This is a genomic window from Pseudomonas sp. dw_612 (genome assembly GCF_018449725.1).
In the GTDB taxonomy this organism is placed as follows: Bacteria; Pseudomonadota; Gammaproteobacteria; order Pseudomonadales; family Pseudomonadaceae; genus Aquipseudomonas.
Genome location: NZ_JAAVVC010000009.1, coordinates 171,792 through 191,607, shown reverse-complemented (window position 1 = coordinate 191,607; position 19,816 = coordinate 171,792). Strand labels below are relative to the sequence as shown.

At 54.4% G+C, this 19,816-nt stretch carries 11 protein-coding genes; 3 read left to right on the top strand and 8 right to left on the bottom strand.

Annotated features, from left to right (window positions below):
• Positions 1 to 68 precede the first annotated feature (68 nt).
• Positions 69 to 2,057 carry a UvrD-helicase domain-containing protein gene (locus tag HB680_RS16285; protein WP_213939630.1) on the bottom strand — a complete coding sequence of 663 codons (1,989 nt, stop codon included), beginning with the start codon at positions 2,055 to 2,057 and terminating at the stop codon, positions 69 to 71.
• Entirely contained in the window at positions 2,054 to 4,273 is a 2,220-nt protein-coding gene (locus tag HB680_RS16280; RefSeq protein WP_218627690.1) for an AAA family ATPase, read from the bottom strand. Before HB680_RS16280 ends, HB680_RS16285 begins: the two co-directional genes overlap by 4 nt.
• Before the next feature lie 101 nt (positions 4,274 to 4,374).
• Here HB680_RS16280 and HB680_RS16275 point away from each other — a divergent pair, with 101 nt between their 5' ends.
• Entirely contained in the window at positions 4,375 to 4,734 is a 360-nt protein-coding gene (locus HB680_RS16275; RefSeq protein ID WP_213939629.1) for a hypothetical protein, read from the top strand.
• 360 nt (positions 4,735 to 5,094) lie between these two features.
• Here HB680_RS16275 and HB680_RS16270 read toward each other — a convergent pair whose 3' ends face one another.
• The 4 genes from HB680_RS16270 to HB680_RS16255 all read right to left on the bottom strand — a co-directional run bounded on the left by HB680_RS16270 (position 5,095) and on the right by HB680_RS16255 (position 15,222).
• Positions 5,095 to 6,699, bottom strand: a complete 1,605-nt coding sequence (locus HB680_RS16270; protein ID WP_213939628.1) for a DUF2357 domain-containing protein — start codon at positions 6,697 to 6,699, stop codon at positions 5,095 to 5,097.
• Between the two features lie 3 nt (positions 6,700 to 6,702).
• On the bottom strand, positions 6,703 to 8,964 hold the full coding sequence (locus tag HB680_RS16265; protein ID WP_213939627.1) for a hypothetical protein: 2,262 nt from the start codon (positions 8,962 to 8,964) through the stop codon (positions 6,703 to 6,705).
• Positions 8,965 to 9,632: 668 nt separating this feature from the next.
• Entirely contained in the window at positions 9,633 to 11,369 is a 1,737-nt protein-coding gene (locus HB680_RS16260; RefSeq protein ID WP_213939626.1) for a GTPase, read from the bottom strand.
• Positions 11,362 to 15,222: a GTPase gene (locus tag HB680_RS16255; RefSeq protein ID WP_213939625.1), complete on the bottom strand. Its 3,861-nt coding sequence runs from the start codon at positions 15,220 to 15,222 to the stop codon at positions 11,362 to 11,364. Before HB680_RS16255 ends, HB680_RS16260 begins: the two co-directional genes overlap by 8 nt.
• Before the next feature lie 198 nt (positions 15,223 to 15,420).
• Here HB680_RS16255 and HB680_RS16250 point away from each other — a divergent pair, with 198 nt between their 5' ends.
• Both HB680_RS16250 and HB680_RS16245 read left to right on the top strand, forming a co-directional pair.
• Complete coding sequence (locus HB680_RS16250) at positions 15,421 to 15,771, top strand: tyrosine-type recombinase/integrase (protein WP_213939624.1); 351 nt, start codon at positions 15,421 to 15,423, stop codon at positions 15,769 to 15,771.
• Positions 15,772 to 16,931: 1,160 nt separating this feature from the next.
• Positions 16,932 to 18,149, top strand: coding sequence for a hypothetical protein (locus HB680_RS16245; RefSeq protein ID WP_213939623.1), 1,218 nt, complete (start codon positions 16,932 to 16,934; stop codon positions 18,147 to 18,149).
• A 278-nt stretch (positions 18,150 to 18,427) separates the two neighbouring features.
• Here the strand turns inward: HB680_RS16245 and HB680_RS32835 are convergent, their stop codons facing one another.
• Positions 18,428 to 19,264, bottom strand: coding sequence for a DUF6035 family protein (locus tag HB680_RS32835; RefSeq protein ID WP_256735559.1), 837 nt, complete (start codon positions 19,262 to 19,264; stop codon positions 18,428 to 18,430).
• Complete coding sequence (locus tag HB680_RS32830) at positions 19,261 to 19,806, bottom strand: hypothetical protein (protein WP_256735558.1); 546 nt, start codon at positions 19,804 to 19,806, stop codon at positions 19,261 to 19,263. Before HB680_RS32830 ends, HB680_RS32835 begins: the two co-directional genes overlap by 4 nt.
• Positions 19,807 to 19,816: the final 10 nt, after the last annotated feature.

Below are 19,816 nucleotides of genomic sequence, written 5' to 3'. Positions count from 1 at the left end.
GTAATGCTACAAAGCGACTATGCGCAGCCTTGTGGCCCAACGGCGTGGTCGATTCCGGTGATCCCTATTTAGGTCGCGAGCTCCAAAATTGACCACCCTGCCGCTTTCAGGACAGTCCTTCGCTTTTCGCCAGCGGCGCCCTCCCCCAATGAACTCTGACGTACGGCCAAGCACAGCATATGCGACGGTCGGGTCATCCCCACGTACATCAACATCATGTCTTTCTTCGCAGTTTCCTGTGGCCTCTTGACCGCTGTCGTCTTGCCCTCAAGCCACGGCATGAGCTTCTGAATGAAGTGGGTCTTCCTAAAAGTCTCTAGGATCAACGTTGCGGCGTGGGTTTTGCCCTTTTCCGAATGGATGGATGACATCCGGATATCGACGCCATCGGCGCCATCCTGGAATCGGTAGGTGTTGATCAGTGAACCGCCGCTTTCTCCGGCTTCAGTGGCTGCGGGCGCAGTGTCCCAAGCAAGATACTGGTGAGCCGGCAGGTCTACAGCCACGCCTTCGGCATCATGAAGCGCAGTTGCCAGAAGCAAGAGTTTCGGAGCGATGACTTTGATCCAGTCTTGCTGAGTCATTTCAGTCGGCACGAATAGGATCAGTTGGAGGCACTCTCGATACTGGGCAAGTGCTTGTGGCTTGGCGTTGAGCTTCTCCCCCACAGCAGCTTGATGTCTGCCTTTCAGCTTCACCATGCTTCCAGGAAAGGCCAGCGTGCCGAGGTTCACCAGACACGAAGCCAACAACTCAACCGCGGAAGCAGCTGTGGGCTCCCGCATCGCGTAACGCCGGGCAATGTGTGCACCTTCAGCGAAGGTACGGGGCTTGAACGATATTTTGGTAGTATCAGACCGATAGGATGGCCAGTAATGCTCCAAGGCCTTTGGGTACTGGTTCGCCTTGTAGTTCTCAAGCCGGTGCACAGCACCGACGGCGAACACACCAGCCTTATAGGATTCCGCCGGCAGATGCTTCAGCACCAACTTCCCGAACTCATCTAAAACACCAGTTGCATCGTCGTCAGGGAAGACGATGATTGTGTTAGGGATAGTGTCTGAGTCACGCGGAGCCCCAAGCCCTATCAATCCGTTCGTGATGGGGGCATACGCGAACGGGTTGGCGATCGATGCAATGGACTGATCAAAGCGGAAACTGCTGGTGATTTCTAACTGACGCCCTGGGTCTGGGAAGGGATCCTGCAATGGCGTCTTTTTCTCAAAGATCTCTTGGTTCGGATCGCCAACGCGAATGACGCGGACATCTGGATCGTCGTGGGGAAATACCCGTTGAAGCACTCCCGCCTGATTAGGCTGCGTGTCCTGCATCTCATCAATCAACACGCATGGGAAACGCTGGCGCAATGCGCCGCCTACGGTCGGCTCCTGATTGAGCAATGCGTGGCCTAGTACGAACACTTCATCGAAGCAGAAGTAACCAGCTTTGGCCGCGCCGCTCAGCGATTTCACCACACTCTTATAGGTCGCCGTGTGTGGTGCAAACCCAATATCTTCATCGCCAAGTGGACGGTCGAAATCGGCAGATTTGACTCTCAGGCTTTGAAGGCTTTTGAATTTGTTCTCGAAGGCAGCCAGTGCGCCAAAGTGCTCCCTGTTCGTCAGTTCGCTTCGCCGAGCCTTGTGCGTGGCCTCATCGTCGATGGCCTGCAGTTCAATCCCTTTCGAGCGTAACCACGGAGATGCAAGGAATCGGCCGGTGAAGCCATGGATGGTGTCGATGTAGTGAGGAAAACGCAGCAGCCGTTGACCCACCTCGGTGCCACCAAGGCGTTTCTCGATCTCCTCCCGAGCCGCGTTGGTGTGCGAAAGCACGCAGATACCCTGCATACGGCTCTTCCAGTGGCGAGCCAGAATCGCAAGCTTTGCGACGACCAGGGTCGTCTTCCCGCTCCCAGGACAAGCCGCCACATCTACCGTGTCCATAGATTTCAAAAAATCTCGACGGGGCTCATCCAGCGTTTCCAGTCCCATCAGCTCGATGACCCAGTCCACATCGGAGTCAGTGATGGGTGCAACCAGTTGGTTGAGCGTCATTCGGCGAGCTCTTCCAGAGAATCGGCGGATCCTGCCGGTGCTGCTGGCATCATCACGGGATGAGTGAGACTGGTTGTGGTCAATGCTGCCCCGCCGGTTGCGTACTCAATCGCATGAACAACATAGGTTGGCAACAGCCCGCGGAGTTTCGTGGCATCCAGGGTGCCGTTTTCGAAACGCAGATCGATAAAGTCGATCAGGTGCTGGGCTGCGATTGCTTTTGACGCCCTATTAAACAGCTTATAAATCGCGGAGCAACGGGCTTCCTCGGTGGCATGGGTCGTCTGGATCTTATCGAAGGCTGTCTGCGCCTTCTTCAGCAGGCTAGCTTTAGTTTCCGTGCAGTCGTCGATCTTTTCCTCATAGATGGCGAAGAACGCAGCATGATGAACTTCCTTCGAGAGCCCTTTAAACGCCAGGTCGTATTCGAGCGTCCAGTGGTCGGCAACGAATGTACGGACACATTGCCCATCGCTCTCGGCGCGCTTCTCGCGATGTTCCTTCAGGCCTTTTTCGACGTCCACTGGAGTAGAACCAAAGTCTTTTATGGAGCGCCAGCGGCGCTTGGCGATGTCTGGCCAGTCCATCCCCCTCACACCCTTCAGCCCCCGAATTTCGGGCGCGCAGTCCGGCATTACATCCATGTCGGTAACGCACGCGGTGGGCACAGTGATTTCGCCCTTGGAAGTATCCTTGCGCTGCAGGATTTTTGAATAACGCCGAAGCCCCACACCACCCACATTGATGATTGATACGCCGTGCTTGGTGAGATCCTTACCCAAACGACGTGCCAATGACGGCAGCAGTATGGCTTCCGCATCACCTTCGACAACAAGCAAGCCCTTCGCAAAGAACAGCCCCGCCTTTGAAACGTCTAAGAACCTGCTAAGGAAGCGATAATCATCAGGTGCCAAGCAGGTCTGACTCTCGGCGAGCGAGAAAGCCCTTTGCCGTTGCATCAAAACCATGTTCTGCAGCGGTATCTTTGAGCTCAGGTTGGGGCTATGGGTGCTGAGGATGACCTGAACCGGCCTCAACCCCGTAGAGGGCCTCGCCGCGGCTTCGAGAAACTCCATCAACTGGAGCTGGCGTTGCGGGTGCAGGTGCGCTTCCGGCTCTTCAATGAGAAGCAGCGGCAGACCGTCAGGTTCTTTGCCGAGGAGCAGTAGTTCGCAGGCCATGAACAACACGTTGTTGGAGCCTAGCCCGTAGATGCCTCGCGCCTCTCCAGTGGCATGATCCAGCAGCCCGAGCTCCAATCGCTCCAGGATTTGCTTGAGCTTGGCGGGATCAGTTCCGGCTTCCCCGAAGCCGATACGACTCGTAAGGGGCTGTCCAGCCAGTGACAGCGGGCGAAGGTATGTGTCGTTGATTGCCTTCTGAGCGGAGACAATGGCGCCGTGAGAGTTCACCAGGTGGCGGAGGAAATCACCCATGCCGGCAATGCTAAGCGCTTCTGCATCCGTGAGGTCGGTGGGGAGGGTTGCGGGATCAAACGTGTTGCCTGCATCAATATTAGGGAAACTGCTCAATACCTGGGAAAGCCGGGAATTCCGGCCCGGGGACATCTCCCGCTCTGCGTCGCGCAGCGGTTTAAGGTACGCAGTGGCGAGCAGTTGCCTTACGCCCACGTCCAGAGACGGGCCTTCGCCTTTTTCCCCCGAGCGAACCGAGATATCCACCCATTTGCGGGTTGAGGCCGAGGCAACAACGCGGCGAGCTGACCAGTGCACATACAGGCGGGCCATGTCATTGGTGTAGGTCACATACTCAGCGAAAGCACCTAGTTCCGAGGAGCTAAGTCCTTCCAAGGTGCATCTGAGCGTGATGGTCTCCGCTTGAGTGCCAACGCTGGCGATGTGGAAGTCCTCAATCTGCAGCCGAAGGTACTCGGCATCCCGTGTTTGCAACACGTAACGGATTGCATCGATGACCGCGGTTTTGCCCGCGTCGTTTTCGCCGACGAGTGCAGTCACGCCTTCGTTGAACTGGATGTTCAATGCATGATCGCCATGGCCGAACTGGCGGAAGTTTTCGATTTTCAATGCCGAAAGGTACACAGCGCTGTCCCCATCCTGGTTCAGTGGCAGGGAGCGAGTTTTTGCAGCGCCATACTGGCCGGCACCCTCCCTGTGCGTGCTAGCTATATGCCACGAAACACCGCAGAAGGCTACTCGATTACCGATCGCTTGCCGGGGGTCGTGACGAAGCGACATACCAAATGGTTCCTTATCCGGCTCTCAAAGGACTGGTGGCAGCAACTTGACTGGAGGCCCATATCAACTGGATAACAGTTGCCGGGCTCGGGAAAGGCCCGGTGTTCCAGTGGATTGATCGCTGTGGCAATCTGTCAGGTAAAGCCATGCAACCGCATAGCCTGATCCCTGTGCTGCGCCGAATTTTCAAAGAGGCAGGATTGCCAGCGGAGTTGTATAGCCGCCACTCGATGACGCAAGGCTTCGCGATCTGGACGCCTGCCAATGGTTGGGACAGCAAGAGGCTGATGAGCTATGTGCGCTTGAAGGATGTGAAGTCGGCGCTGGGTACGCGGATGCCGGAATGTCGTTTGGCGGCTTGGCCGCGTGGGCAGGCCGTGTGTGTCTTGAAACGTTGCCGCATTCGGAGCATCCGTAGATACTCATTAACCGTGCTTGGCCACTCGCGCGGCACCCGTTAACTCATCAAGCCGTTGCTCAATGTCGTCCGCCGTGTAGCTGAATCACATTGCACGAATCGTTCTGCGCGACATTTCCGCCGTTTCGAGAAGTTAGCTGCCGTGCACTCGCGCAACGCTTCGGATGCTCGATAATGGAACCAGAAAAACAAGCTTGACATCCTCTTACTCAGCTTGCGCTTAGCGTGGCGGCTGATCATAGTGGCGCTTGGTCACCTGGTCGTACAACCACTCCAGCAATCGCACCGTTGCCCGCCGGTAGTGGCACTTATCGGCGGTTAAACTCAATAGACACTCCGTATCCAGTTCTGAGAGCTCACAGGAGCCGACAGAAATTTGCACTCAGACTGGAGACGAAATGGCTTACGAAGCCAATCCAGTAGCGCCTGACTGTAGCTGAGCCGCCGCAATAGGTATTGACGTTAGAATTCGTTTGAGTTCAACCCCCAACGCCTCACCTTCTGATTCAGCCCCGATTTGCCAAGCTCCGATCCCATAGTCCGAGTGGTAGGTCGGGCTGGCCAGCAGCGTAACCTCGTCTGCCCTTGGGATAAGAAGCAATGAAGTGTCAGGCTTTATGCCCTTCCAGCGGAGACAATCGTGATAAATGTGCGCTGACTCCATCGCGTCCAGGACGCTGGAGCGGGCGCTGCGATACTTCGCGTCGAAAACCAAGAAGCGCTTCCCCCATGGCGATTCCAAAGTCACAACGATATCCGGACATCGTTCTCGCGATAAGCTTTGAAAACCGCGGTGCGCAGCTTGATCGATCGCGGGGCATCGGACTTGGTAACACGCCTCAACGGTGATATCAGCCGCTTTTCCCCTCCACAGGATTTCTTTTAAACCCACTGATTGATATTCACGACTCCAAACGAGTTCAGGGAACTGACGTTGCAGCTGTGAGACTACAGTCACAAAGCACCACCGCTCATAGATTTCCCATGTTGGGCTGATCCACAGCGTCTCGTCAGGATCCTTTCCCAACCATCCTGAACGCAACGCGTACCAACCAAACCGATAAGCTCGCGCATATACAGGGTGAGCAGAGATCGCATTCAATCCTGCGGCCGATAGACGTCTGTCAGTCAAGATGGAAAAAGGTCTTGCGCGTTGAAGCCGTTCAAGCTTGCGAGCAAGCGACTCGGTGAACGCGATTCGACGTACGAGCCTTGGCGCCAACGCTGATCGGGTATCGCTGGCCACCTCAGTGGCAGCAGCATGTTGAAGCCCCTTCACCACTTGCCGGCAACGTCTAAGGACATCGAAGAGAACAAGTCCAACGGCCTGATTCGCCGGATTGTCCTCTTCCTCGTAAGATCTGTTGACCTCAAATCGAAAAGTGTTCAAGGCCGGACGCTGAGTGCTACCTGGATGCAAGAGTGCCTGCCCCGCTGGCCCTCTCAGTGCCTTACGCACGGATGCAGAGTCCAACCGCTTGACCGTGTGCGCACTCACCGACATGCGATCGCTCTTCAAGGATGTTAACGGACTCTGGGATATCTGCTTGAGCGCGCGCTGCAGCCGATCCCCGTAGCGTCTCAGCCTCGCGTACTGCAGATGCGGGTTGGTTAGTGCTCCATCATGGCCAATTCCAAATTGAGCCTCTTCTGTGCCCAGAACGAGAGCCGGGTCGAAATCAAGAATTGCCTCAATCATGGCAGTGAATTCCTGACCTCCAAGCTTGTTATCGGCAGCTGAGACGTCCAGCCGGAAACTGGCGGCAGTCCGCCCCTGGTCATCCAGAAGCTCTGCCGCGACCTCTCCTGCATAAAAGCCTGGCGACCATAACCACGCACACGCCCCGTTTTGGTCGACCGTCTCGATCAAGACGTCATCAATGTAGAAGCAAAAGCCTTCAAGCGGGGTAAAACGATAAGCCTTCCTCTCCATGAAACCTGGGTTCAACTGATTTGGGTGCACGTCAAATCGAGCATCCCCCTGCTCTACCTGCAAGATGATCGACATTGTTTACCGCCAGAATCTGGTCGAGCCGGAGTGAGCCAGGTCGTCGGCCATTTCTTTGACCTTGCGCATCGACATTCCCAACCCCGCTTGTTTGAGCGTGGTATGGAGCAATGTGAAGACCTCCTGAAGTCGAGGGCTGTCTTCACCGCGCAACTTGGGGAGTATCTTCGAATAAATGGCATGGTCGAGTGCGCGCGAGAACTCGATGACACCACCTGCCTGTGTTTGCTGCAGATAGCCGATCACGTCGCTGAGCGTGCGCCACCCGAAATGCAGTCGTGCTGGACGAAGCACATCCATGAGTGAGGACATGAGATTTCTGACGATTGAAATATGTTCATCCTCAAGCGAGCTCTTCTGCCAGCCAGGAAATGCTCTGACCTCAATGTCCCAAAATTCGATCACAGATGCTCGATCCAGCACCTTGTCGCTCAATCCATGAGTGGTCTCGTCCATGTTCACAGTGCCGATGATCACGAGGTTGCTCGGATAGGGAATACCCGGAGGTACACCATCAATCTCGTCGACTTGACCGTGAAAAATGATTGTTTCGCCGGTCTCCATCGCTGAAAGCAGAGGCGCCAGATATTGTTCCGGATGAGAGAGGTTCATTTCATCAAGAACGAGTGTGTAAGGCTTCGTCGGGTTTGCGCTTGCCTGCAGGAGGAAATCCAGAACGCCGGTACGCACATACGCGTCTGATTCCAGCGGATTAACGTAACCCAGTAGACTCGAGTAGTCGTGCCAGCCTGGCTGGACAGGCACGATCAGCAACCCTTCACTTGGCTCGGGATCGTCCTGCCACAGACTCAGCGCATAGTTACGGGCAAGTTGCGTCTTTCCCGCACCGCTTAAGCCTGTGAGCACCGCGAAATGACGCCTCGGATGCCCCCACAATCCAGCATCAAGTTGTCCGATCAGCTCTTCTGGAAATCGAAACTCTTGATCAAATCGGGCAATCAGAGCGCCTAGCTTCGGCCTCTCAATTTCGATATCGAGCTGTAATGGCGGTACTTGAGCCAAGGACGGGCTGATACCTGGAATGCTCGCAAGGCCCTTGGGCTCCCAGTGAATGCGATTAACCCACTGCCTACCCCTTTCGGTGAGGCTGAGCACTTTCTCGTAGATCGTGGCCAGATCAAGGTACCTGAACCAACTAATAATTGCTGAGGGAGCAAAGTCAGACGTCCATCCAGGATTCGCCTTTCTGAGTGTGAGGATGGCATCACGGTTGGATAACGGTAGGTCACGCAATGCCGCTAGCAAATAGTCAAACCCCAAGATGCGGGTGATCATCCAGTCAATGATCTCATCTGGATCACCCGACTCGAGGAACGCTTCGCCGCGGGGTGTTAATTGCAGGTTATTTGCGTTGGCACGCAGCACCCCCCATTCGGCAATCAGAGCGTTCAGCTGAGTGTTGCAAGTCGACGTTTTTGATTGAGGGCTGATCGATTGCAAGTGTTGGATGAAGTCCTCACGAGTGCATCCATCTGTTGCAAAGTCGATCATGCTTTGAATGGTGGCTGTGCCTCCGCCAATCGCCAGCAGACCGCGCCTCCTCCTCTCAGGAGGCAAGGGCTTAAGTACTTCGTCACCTGTCTCCAGATCGGATATTTCGGTGGCTTCGCCTTCTGGGTTCTGAACATAGTTGACGAACATTAGCCAAGGCAACGTCAAACGTGAGACGCCCTCTCTGGAATAAACGTCAGCCACTTCACCCAGCACTTCATTTAACCGGTTCAATACGAGTCGGTGCAAATGACGCCTCTGACCGCTCAGTGGAAGCCCCAAGGCATGAGCCAGCTCGCGCAGTTTTCTATGATGCGCTATCGACGTGAAAGCACCTGGACAAAGCAACGCGAAGACGCGGTACATCTTAAGTCGAGGGTTTCGTTTGGTCAGCCCAGCAACTGTGGAGGCAATTTGAGCCCAGGCGTCAGCGATGAGGATCTCATTCTCAGCAGGATCCCGGGTCTGCGAATACTTTTGCTTCAGTTGCCAGAGGCTCTCTGCGATTGCCGAATCTTCGGCGACCGCAGAAATGTTGATGCGCCCCATGCCTGTTGCCGAAACAGCCTCGGTGTCCCAGATCGCCAGTTGGAAATCATTGCTTAGGAACTCCTCATGAGACACATCCCTGACACGCACCAACCATTTTTGAAATTCGGTGATCCAGCTTTGATTCCCCGCCAAGGACATTACCTGCTCTTGGAGGCTAATACATGCAGCCCTGAGCTGTTCGTCATCCTTAAGATCCAGCAAGTCCATTCTCCACCAGCGATATTTATAGATGGCGAGATAATGTCATCACTGAGAGGCGGATGCCAGATTCGGCCTTTGCATCAAGAGAAGGCACAAAACAGAATTTTCGCAGGCCCTGCACTGAGTAAGTCGTCGCTGGGGGGAGATCACTAGCAGTTGCAGCTAAACGTAATGACTTTTCAGAAAATGGCGTTCCCCGACCAAATCTGCTGATTTGCTTTGTCAGCGAATGAGCAAGGTTGGTTGAACGTCGAACGTCGCCACATACCGCCTTTGAAATCTACCCGGTCGGATCGAGTGTTCTATTTGTTTGGAGTGAAGCAGCAGGGATCCAAGTTGTAGCGAGACGTTTTCGATGTCGCGAATGGAGATGTTTCGACCAGGGGCACGCAGCAGCTAGGCTCCTATTATCAAAGTGACGGTCGCCGCTCACTTAACGAAGCTGGGTAAGCGAAGAAGAATAAAGGACTGTACGCCTCATCGAGGCCGACTCATCTGGTGTCTCTGCCCTCTGCAGGATAGTGCGCTAGCTCACCAAAACTACAGAAGCGCAGGGGTATTCTCAACGCTATGCCGCGTTACCATCCAGCGGCACACAATCTGAGCACGAACAATCAGGAGTTTAGGCCCGGATCGGCTGGTGCGTTGTGCATACGACGATGTTGGGGTCAGTCGAGCAAAGCTGTTAGCCCTGTAAGAAAGGTTTCAGCCTGTAGGCGCTGATCCAGCACTTCCTGCTTAGCTTCGACGCACTCCTGCTGACGTGCCAGCAATTGTTGATCCAAGGCGCGGCTTGAATCCGTGTACAAGCGCAAAGCCTGCTCCCGAATAAGACCTATATTCTTATCAAGCTGTCTTTGGAGCGATTCGCGCTTTTGGATTCCCGCTTCAATCTGCTGTTGACTTAAATGCTGCTGCAGCAGGTCAGTGCCTACAGACGCCAGTTCTGTGACAAGCGGAGCCAATGCAGTAATCGCCGAAGTCCAGCGCACGTAGCTGCTTGCCTTTTCCATTGCCTCCTTTGACTTAAAGATTTTGGCGATTGCGTCCTTCAATTCGTCCCCGGTCAAACCGACAAGCTCCCCGAGCTTGACACGCGCCTCCTCGATCGACATTCCAATGTCAGACTCAGCTAACTTTTTTACAGACTGGCCGAGCACAGGAAGGAAACCGAACAAGCGCTTGCTGTGCTGGGAGAAAGACCCCGACTCAGCCCCTTCTTTATTGGAAGCCTGGGCCGCAAACCCCTCCTTATTTAACAGGCTGCCGATGTCCAGCCGGCTATTGGACTCACGAATTTCAAGTTCTATTTCCTGCGCCAGTCTCTGCAGTGTTGAGGTGCTGTCCGTCGCCCACAGCCCGATAGTTTCAGCAAGCGTAGCCTCCAATTGCTCCAGCACCCTGTGTATGTCCTCCAGATCTGCCTGTGCGGTGGGGCGAAGCGCTTCTTCGATCCGGCCTCTCAAGTCCATCTCAGCGTGGGCCGCTTGGTTTTGTAGCCTTTGGCTAAACAACGCGTACCGTTGCGAGTCATTGTCAAACCGCTCTGCTTGCAACTTCAGAACACCCGACTGGGCCCGCACCGCCTCTTCCAGCTCTGCGGCTATCGAATACACAAAACGCAGTCCCGAAAGCTCGCGTAAGCGTGGCTTGTCTTTTTCCAAGCTATGGAGCGTCGTTTCAAGAGCGGCAATTCCGTCCCAGTCCCGGCCAATGTCATACATGCTTCTATCTGGATCAGACATGTTGCCAACAATTTGATACGGGTCGGCCACGACGCAATGAACCACCGCAACGTTTTTTGCCAAGTCATCCTTGGAGAGCATACTGGCAAGCTCTTGCAGCTTTTTCTCAACCTGGCCTGCATAGCCATCCGGACTGTCGCCGGGATCCACCCCTGCTTCGTCCATGCGGGAGATGACAGCAACGGTCACGCCTTTCAGCGCGGTAGCTGGCAGTTTCGGGTGAAAGAACCTACCACTGATCAGTGAGACATAATCAGACTGGCCAGAAGTAACGAGTTGCGGTGGCATTACCCAGATGTAGGCGTCAGCAAGCTGCAGTGTCTTGCGGGTTATCGTGTCATGCTCAGCGTTACCGCTTCCCAAGCCAGGCGTATCAATAAAGGTGATGGAACCCGCGCGGGTTTCTGCACTTTCGAACGTTTCACGTCGAGCACTGATCACAACCCAATCAGGCACCGGACTACCGGAATCGACCAACAACCGCTTCAACAAGCTACTTTTGCCAGCATCGTAAGCACCGAAGATGACGAATCGGGCGGTAGGTATTTCGGCAATCGTCAGCCATTGGTCGCGGTACTTCGCCACCACATCCGTGGACGGGACGTAACTCAGTAGGTGTTGCCAGATTCGGTCGATCAGGTGTGCTGTCGAGTTACTCAAGTTCGCCTCCATTCTTACCTAAAAGTATCAAGCCCCTGCTGCATAGGCTTCGATACACATCAACACGTTCTGAAGTCGTTTCATACTGCTGGCTGAGTATCAGAATATCGCGCCCCAACGCCTCGTCGCACTCTCGGAACCTGCCGACAAGCTCATCCTTTCCTCTTATGAGCCCTGGAGCGTCGTCTGTGCCCTCGGTCAAGATTTCAGTCAACTGATCCGAGGATTTATACAGCGAATCGGCCAGTGCTTTCCGGGCGGCTTCGCGCTCTGCGACTCGCTTCTCGTCTACAAAAATGAAGGCGAAGTCCACCACAACTCCGATCACTGCAATCACCGCCCCCGCTTTGGCGAAGGTTTTGGCCAGCTTTACTGCGCCCCATGGTCGGAACTTGAAACCAAGCGATTTGCCAATGCTGTAAACGACATCCCGGGTAGCGCCGCCAAATGAGCGTCCGACTTTATCGAAGATCTCAAACGCCCACCCCTTACCTTTGGCATCGTTAATTTTTTCGCCTCTAGGCTGTTCGCGTTTGAAGGCATGCCGAAAAGTGACGGATTCTATCCGACGAGAAATACGTTCATTCGATAAATGCTGCCATCGCTCCAGATCTTTACTGAACATTGTCTGCCAGTCGATAATATCCGCTTCAAGCTCCGGGTCGCTCCACCAGTTATGCAGGTGTTCCGCTTTTGCTTTCAGCTTGACTGGGTCACGCTCCGAAAGCATCGATTGCTTAAGCGCGTTTGCCTTGTTGTGCACAAGAGATCGGAGCCTGAACCGATAACTCTCACCAAGCCGATCGCCTTGGTCGATGCATTCCAAGATGAGCAGCTTGAGGTGTTCGAGCTCTGTAATTTGCCTGCGCATCTGTTCCAGCTCAGATCGCAACACCAGTATTTGTTGCCACAGCCGATGGATGCCTCCATGCAGGATCGAATGGGCTATGCCCGACATCGACAAACCTTGTCGCAATGCACGAAGCTCCACCATAAAAGGCGTGAAACCATCCCAGTTTCGATAGGGATCAAAAGCTGACGCGTCTGCTTCACTGCGGTCGCCGACGAGCCCATAGGGATCGCTCGACATGAAAAATATCTGCCTTTCATCAACATTGATAAAACGCGACGCCAGCGCCTGTCGCAGTTCTACACCTTTGCGTTCTACCAATTTCAGATAGACGTCAGGAGAAAGCTCCGGGTCGACCCCCAGTTCGTCTGAACGGTTGACGATGAAGTACGTGCTGTCTCGTTTATCAACGATTCCCTTGCCGTAGTCGCCAGAAATGACCGTACGCAACGGTGAATCATCTCCCACTATGAGGTTGGGTTGCAGGAGGAAAATGACAATGCTGGCGTCAGCCAACGCGGCCCAAGCTTCTTGAGTATGCACGTGGTGGCTGCTTTGGAAGCCAGGACTGTCAATAAGGTCGACACCGTCAATGTCGTACGTGTGCGAAACATCCGTCAATGGCTTGCCGGCCACCTTGAGCGTATCCGGCACTGGTAGGCCTGCATCTAGCAGCAGCCGCTTGATGAAGCTGGATTTGCCGGTGTTGTAGTCGCCTATAACATGAATGCGCGGCCTGCCTGACCGCGAGTAATCCACGAGGGTTTTCAGAACGTCTTCGTCTCCTGGGTAACGCGCACAAGCTTGCTGCACATCATTGAGCCACGCCAGGGAGTCCGGAAGTGTGAGGTCGCGGGTAAATCGACTAAGGAAGCCGCGCATGCCCAGAAACAGCTTCTCGAATACGTTGAGTTCGTAAGTTCTGGATCTTCCAGCGATTGAGCCTCCCTGAGTCAGCGTCAGGCCGTGCGGATCCTCAATCCAATCCTCACCTAACCAGTAAAGCGCGCCAGCATTAGGACATTGGCTGAACATCTCCCGTTCGCGATTTTGGGCGATCTCCCATACCAGCAGCTGTGCGTTGCGTGAGACATCAAGAGAGGCAGATTGCTCGTTAATGGTCTCTATGACTGTCGCGCATCTCTGCGCGACCAGGCGCAACGAAAGCGCGTTACGAACAGCTGGAAACAACAGATCGCGTGTAGCACTCAGTAGGACGAGCTCCGATTGTGCAAGCACCTCCTCCCTTACACCACTATATGCCTTGTATATGAGCTGATGCAGCTCGGCCGTGGCCCGCCGCCTTCCTTCCAGATGCTCACGCTCTGCCTGATCTCGCGCCTTCTGCCCTCCCCAACCGAAGAAGCTAGCGGCGACAGCGCCAGCAAGACCTATGGCCGCCGCTGCACCAGCTGCCCACCCGAAAGGATTCCAGGCGTTGATGGCAGCAAAGCTTCCTAATGCGCCAATTACACCGGCCAGTACACCGCCCCCCTTTATCGCCCAGGCGCTGTACTTCCAACCACTGCCCGCATCACCATCGATCGTGCATCCTTGAAGCCGAATATCCATTTCCAGCTTGGCATCACTGAGTGTCAGTCGCGCTTTAGCTTGAAGAAACCGCAAGCCGCGCACCAGCACGGACTGCGCTTGCTCGATAATTTCTTTTTCATCGAAACACTCTGCCCTGACGTCTTCCGAAGACAGCTTTTTACGACGTTCGAATGCAACGCGGACAGTGCGATCGGCTTTACTGAGCGAAGCGTGACATAGGTTGCCCAACGTGGTGCCGAGCATTAGTGATATTTGCTGAGCGTATTCCCCCTCCTGCGACGCCTGAAACCTTCCGCCTCTGATCTGTTCAAGTTCAGTCAACAAGTCCACGTCATCAACTGCCAGAGTTTTTCTTCTAACCGAATCATCTAATGCTGGATAGCCCACGAGCGCCAGCATCGGTTCAAGCATGCTCCTCTCTAGTGACTCGGCACCCAGAGTGGACTCATGCCTGATTTCATCGATAGCACGCCTCAAACTGCTAAAAACACCCCTTAGCTGGTCATTCAGGGAGCCAAGCCGAATATCAACCGCCGCATCGGTGATCACCGACACCAACAGGTCTTCGAGACGCGGATAATTAGACCATTGCTCCAGACTGTCACAGCTGTACAGATTCCTCTGTTTGGTCAAGCTTTCAAGATCAGGGCCTTCAAATGGCATTGACGCCCGAGCGAAGACAGCACGCTTGGAGCTGACCGCAACAACCGGTACGTCATTCACGCCGAGGCGCGACAATTCATCTCGGATATTGGTCGCATGCTCGCTGACTGCTCGTGAAAGATTACCGCGGGCCATTGGTGCGGACACGCGGCCCGGCATTCTCCACATAGCGTTCCGCGGGTTGAGTACCGCGATTACTGGTTTGCGATACTCGCTGACCCATGCGGTAAACTTGGCAAACTCGTCTGCCTGCTGGCTTTGGCTGTCAAAGCAGACCAGAACAAAATCGGCGACCTCGACTGCCTTACGGGCCCGCGCTTCAAGATCTTTGCGCGAGTTATTCCGTCCCCACCCGTTGATGCCCGGCGTGTCGTAGATCAAGCATGCATTCCAGGCGAGTGGTTGAACGTCAGTTGTCCAGTCACTCTCACCTTGGGAAACAATTGATCCGTTACCACGGGTGAATGCTGTGATCAGCGAGCTCTTCCCTGCACCCGTACGACCAAAAAGCACGATATTGAACGTGCTCAGTGCATTTTTTTGGCGATTAACGAGATCCAAAATCAATCGACGCTTTTCGTTCAGAATGTCAGCCAACGTCTGGGCAACGTCGCCTTCAGCACCCGGTACTCGCTGTGAGAGCGCAAAGTCTGCAGTCTTACCCATTTGGGCTAATACAGAAGCAACACGCCTGCTGAGCTTGCTCACCTCCTCCTGGCTTCTCGCGACCGCATCCGCGGTTGCCTTGGATAAGGCGTCGTCCAAAGCCTCTTTTGGTTGGTTCATCTCAGTCCACCTTTAGTGTGGCGAAGGCACTAAGTGCGGAATTGGTAGGTTTGCGCGGGGAGAAATTTACGCGGCGCGTAATTTGAGCACGGACGGAGGTAAACCGGGCAGTACAAGCCATACACTCACTTCCTTGTCGAGATGCGCTTAAGCCCGAGAGGCTAACGAGGTTATGGGCGGAATGATAGCGTGTATCCCATGCTGCGGCGTAACCGTCCCCACCTACGTCAACTAGGCGCTGAGGTGCGAATACTGTCCTCGGCTCCCAACAAACAATGGCGCTGCCGTAGCCAGCGTTTGTACTGTCCCTTACCCGTGCTCCGCCGCATTTTTAAGGAGGCAGGATTGCCTGCGGAGCTTTATAGCAGTCACTCAATGCGGCGTGGCATTGCAACCTGGGCGTCCGCCAATGGATGGGACATCAAAGGTCTGATGGGCTCTGTGGGCTGGAAGGATATGAAGTCAGCGCTGCGTTATGTCGATGCGGGCACGTCGTTTGGTGGCTTGGCGTTGCGCAATACAAGCCCCAAGCACGTGCCTCTTGCCTGACAAAGAGCAGATCCCCCTGAGGCGGCGATCTATAAAGCAACGGCTTGACCCATTTCCACGCAAACCAAAAGCTCACGCTTTACGTGCCTGCTGTTACCGCTTGGTACGCCGGCGAGCGAAAGTCCGACCCCATCGCTTCCCTCAGCCCTGACGGCCAGGATAAGCGTTGAGGCACGCTCTGAATTTAGACGCTGGATTTTGACTAGAGCTATTCCGAATTCTGAATATCATACGGCCATGGATTCCAGAAACGAGACGGCATGATGAGACAATGCTTTGGAAGGACGCGTAACGGAACCAGATGCAAAAGATCTGGAAATTGGTGGCTTTTTTGCGCTGAGCATCGACTGATGGGCCTGTTGGCTATTCCGCTAATCATCGGGGCGCTTTGAATTTCGCAGGCAATGCCACCTCGGTTCTGGGCTGGCTATCCATTATGCCATCTAACCTTGCGGGATTGATCAATCCGCATCAGGTATCGCTGCCAGATGCGATCAAGTCTGCTGTGGTTGAAGGGATCAACTACACAGCGGCACCCACCAGTGAGATTCTTGTAGCCAAGGTAATTACGCGCGCTAGCTTGGATGATGCGAACTCAGGCGCTGACATGCCTTTTCTGTTTTCGTAGGTGAGTCCGTTCAAACCTACCGGAATGAATACGATCTTCCGAGGCGACGGCTGCAGATTCCTCGGAAAAGGGAGGGGGATTTCTCAAGGCAAAAACGGAGGGTACATCGACATCGTCGGTGCGTCGTGTGTGGACGACCGTGGTATAGCTTACGAGCTCCACGCGCAGGGAACGCGTCGGCTTGGCTTTGTGGCCAACGTGGGTGATTTCACCAGCGGTACTGTGAAAGTGATCCGGGACAAAGGGGGTCACACGCTGCAGCATGCCGAGAATGTAATGCTCCGTTTCGACCAACCAGTTGCCTTACTCCTGGAAGTAGGTCGAGTGAGGTGAGAAAGAGTGCCTGGCTCATGACAACGCTAATGCAAGTGCCGGGGAAGGCGCACAGTCGTTCATAGGTGGACGGAACTTCAATGGCCGTTCGGAGCTGTGGATATTGATCCTAGCGGGTAGGAAGCCATAAGCTCGCACCTAAGAGTTTCTTCAAAACTGCACTTAGCAGCTACATCTGACTTAGCAATTGGACGATCTCATGACCGCCTCGTTTCCTCCTCGCTTGATTATCGATGACCAAAAGACGATGGTCATTCTGGATACCGTAGTCGCGCGAGAGCTTGTCGACCTCGAACACTGCCCCGCTTGGGTGGAGACGTTCGAGAAGATGACAGCGGATGGATATTCCTTCTCCCTCGCCGACGGTACGTTTATAGAGCTTGTAAACCAGAGAAGCCGCGGATCAATTACGGCAGATCAATTCCAACGCATGTGCACTCGATTGACCCAGTTCCTGAGCACTGAGCTCCCTATAGCACCCGGGCGCAGAGATTTGTTGGGGATGCTGCAACAGGACGGAGAGCCTTGGAGTGAGCAGGAATGTCGCTCAATATCTCTGGACAGTTGGGCTGAATTGCTTCGTTGCGCTGACGCTGGATATACCCCCGGCTCAACTGAGCATTTGCTGGAGGAGGAACGCAATGCATGGAGAGCGATGCTCGTGGGCTTCCAGGAAACAGTCAACACCCTAAAACACAGTGAGCAGCTTAGGATTGAAGTGCTACACGCCCTAGATGAGGCTGGCTTGCTGTCTGCCTTCGACACGCTTCCTGATCATGAATTTCTGAAAGCGTTGGAGGCTATCCACACCCTTCAGGCGAGCCCGTCCGAGGAGGTGTTGGATCTTTTCAAAGCTGTGCCAAATGTGGCACTGCAAAAGGTATTTCAGTCACTTGAGGCTCTTAGTCCGCAAGATCTGAGCGGAGTGTTGCAGCTAGCGCACCCATACAAAGACCAGAAGCAGCATATCGATGATAATTCCAAAGACCCGACCGATGCTTGGCAAGCTTGGACAGCTCAACAAGTGAGCTGGAAAGTCATTGGGCCCAAAATTAACGTGGGTGTCACCAAAGCGTTTGAGAATTCGGAGTCGGCTTTTTTCACCATGAACATGCGCAGCCACTTGGAGGTGATTTACTGCTGGACACGGTTTTCAAGCATGCAGAAAGTGAAGCGAGCCTATGACCCGACCTCCAAAAAAAGTCGCAACGACGGCGTGGATTTCGACCTATATCGCTTTTTGAAGTTGCCTGCCTTCGTGGTGACGCTGGATAAGGGGTTTCTTGAGGGACTTACTGACGTCAATAGTTATCAGGCCAACTGGTTCTTCAGGCCGCAAGAATTGGCTGACTCCTGGAACGCTGGGATTACGCCAGAACTCCGCTGGCCAGCAGTCAAGGATCTGAGCAAACGCTGAACGCATCGCAACCCTGCTTCACGAGCTCACTGTAGGAGATCAAACGCGGCTCACCAACCCTAATCTCGCAAGAGTACCGACTCGCCCGTTCCTAGAGCTATCACTAGCCAAGAATGGCGCATGGTGCCCCCGCATAGTAACCACCCGGCGGCCTGCTACTCATAGCTCTGCGTGGAAAGTAGAAACCAAACCTGGGCCTCCATTCCGGTGTCTCAGGCAAGGAGCAGTAGGGTTGCTTTCTCATAGCCGGTACCAGCAAGTTGCGGGAGCTCCCGCCGTCACCACTCGCGCATGTTGATCAGGCGCTCCTTGAGCTCAGGTACCAAAAATGCGAATAGATGATTGTATTGCCGATCGGATCGATATGCTTCATCCCGATTTTGCAGTGCAGCGCGGATAATCCCGCGTCGCTTCGCCCAAGTACCCTTCTTGTCCTGTTCGGCCAAAAGCTCGTTGTGCTCAAAGATTTCCAGTGTCCAGCCGAGCTGCAGCAGAAAGGGTTTGTAGGAGTCGAAGGCTTGGTTGCTGACGTTAAGGAGGCGCTCGAATCGGTACCCGATCGGGCGACCGTAGCGTGCGCTCAGTACAATGGAGACAGCCCCTTGAAATGGATCTGTCCAATGAAAGTTCGGGAGCTTGATATCTGGGTAAGCAATTGCCATACGCTCGCGCAGGTCGATCCAGCGTTCCCGGGATTGTGGCGTGTCCTCCCTGCCAAACTCCGTCCAGAAAGCATGGAAGTCACGGCGCAGCACGTCAGTGTTTACCGAGCTCTCCAATGCCTCTCTCTGTGCCTGGTAATCGTTATAGAACACGAGCTGCTTTTCCGGACTGAACGTCAGATCGTCCAGAAAGATTTCAGCCCTCCTCCACTCGTTGACTATGGTGCGACCGGTCAATTCCGGCACTGCGTACCAGCAATCAAACGCCATGCGTCCAGAGGCTTTGGATCGAGCTAGCGTCCGATCGTTGACGATGAAGACGTTCAGGTTGTTCAGGAAGAAAATGTCCTCCTCGGCTGTCTTGGTTGAGCTAGGATCAAAACTCTGAAATACCCAGATCATCGACCCGCCATTAGCTCGGTAAAACTCCCAGCGCCCGACGATCTCAGTCAAGAAGGTTGTCGAGAGCTGAACTTCAAACGCGATCCGCTCATTCCCCTGACGACTTGGACATCTGGCTTGCGCCAAGTGACACGGTCGGCGACTGCTTGGCCTTTCCAGACTTTTTCTACCTGGGGCTCACCGCACGATCGATCGGCAATCAGACTGTCGCGGATGATCCCTTTGAGCCGGATGTGCGCCTGGCTCTCCTTCTGCGCGTTGTACTTGATCGCGGTGATCTGAGCTGGGCTGAGCTCTCCTTTGGTGGAAATGTCGCACTGAATGAGCCCTTCAATGGTCGGGTGATGGCGGAAGTGGAAGAAACGATGCTGTGTGCGAACCAGCAAAAGAGCGGCCCCACACAGCTGGCAAACCAACCAAGGCTTATCTCGATCCAGTAGGAACCGAGAAGCCAGCTCCGCTCTATCCTGTATGACCAAGGACAATTCACGGGTTAGGAAGCTGCTAATTTCTATGGGGGCCGCGCTGTCAAGATCCATTACGTCCGTCAGCTTCATCTGTTCGGTAGGCTGAGCGTATTCCAAGGTGCGCACGAATTCCCTC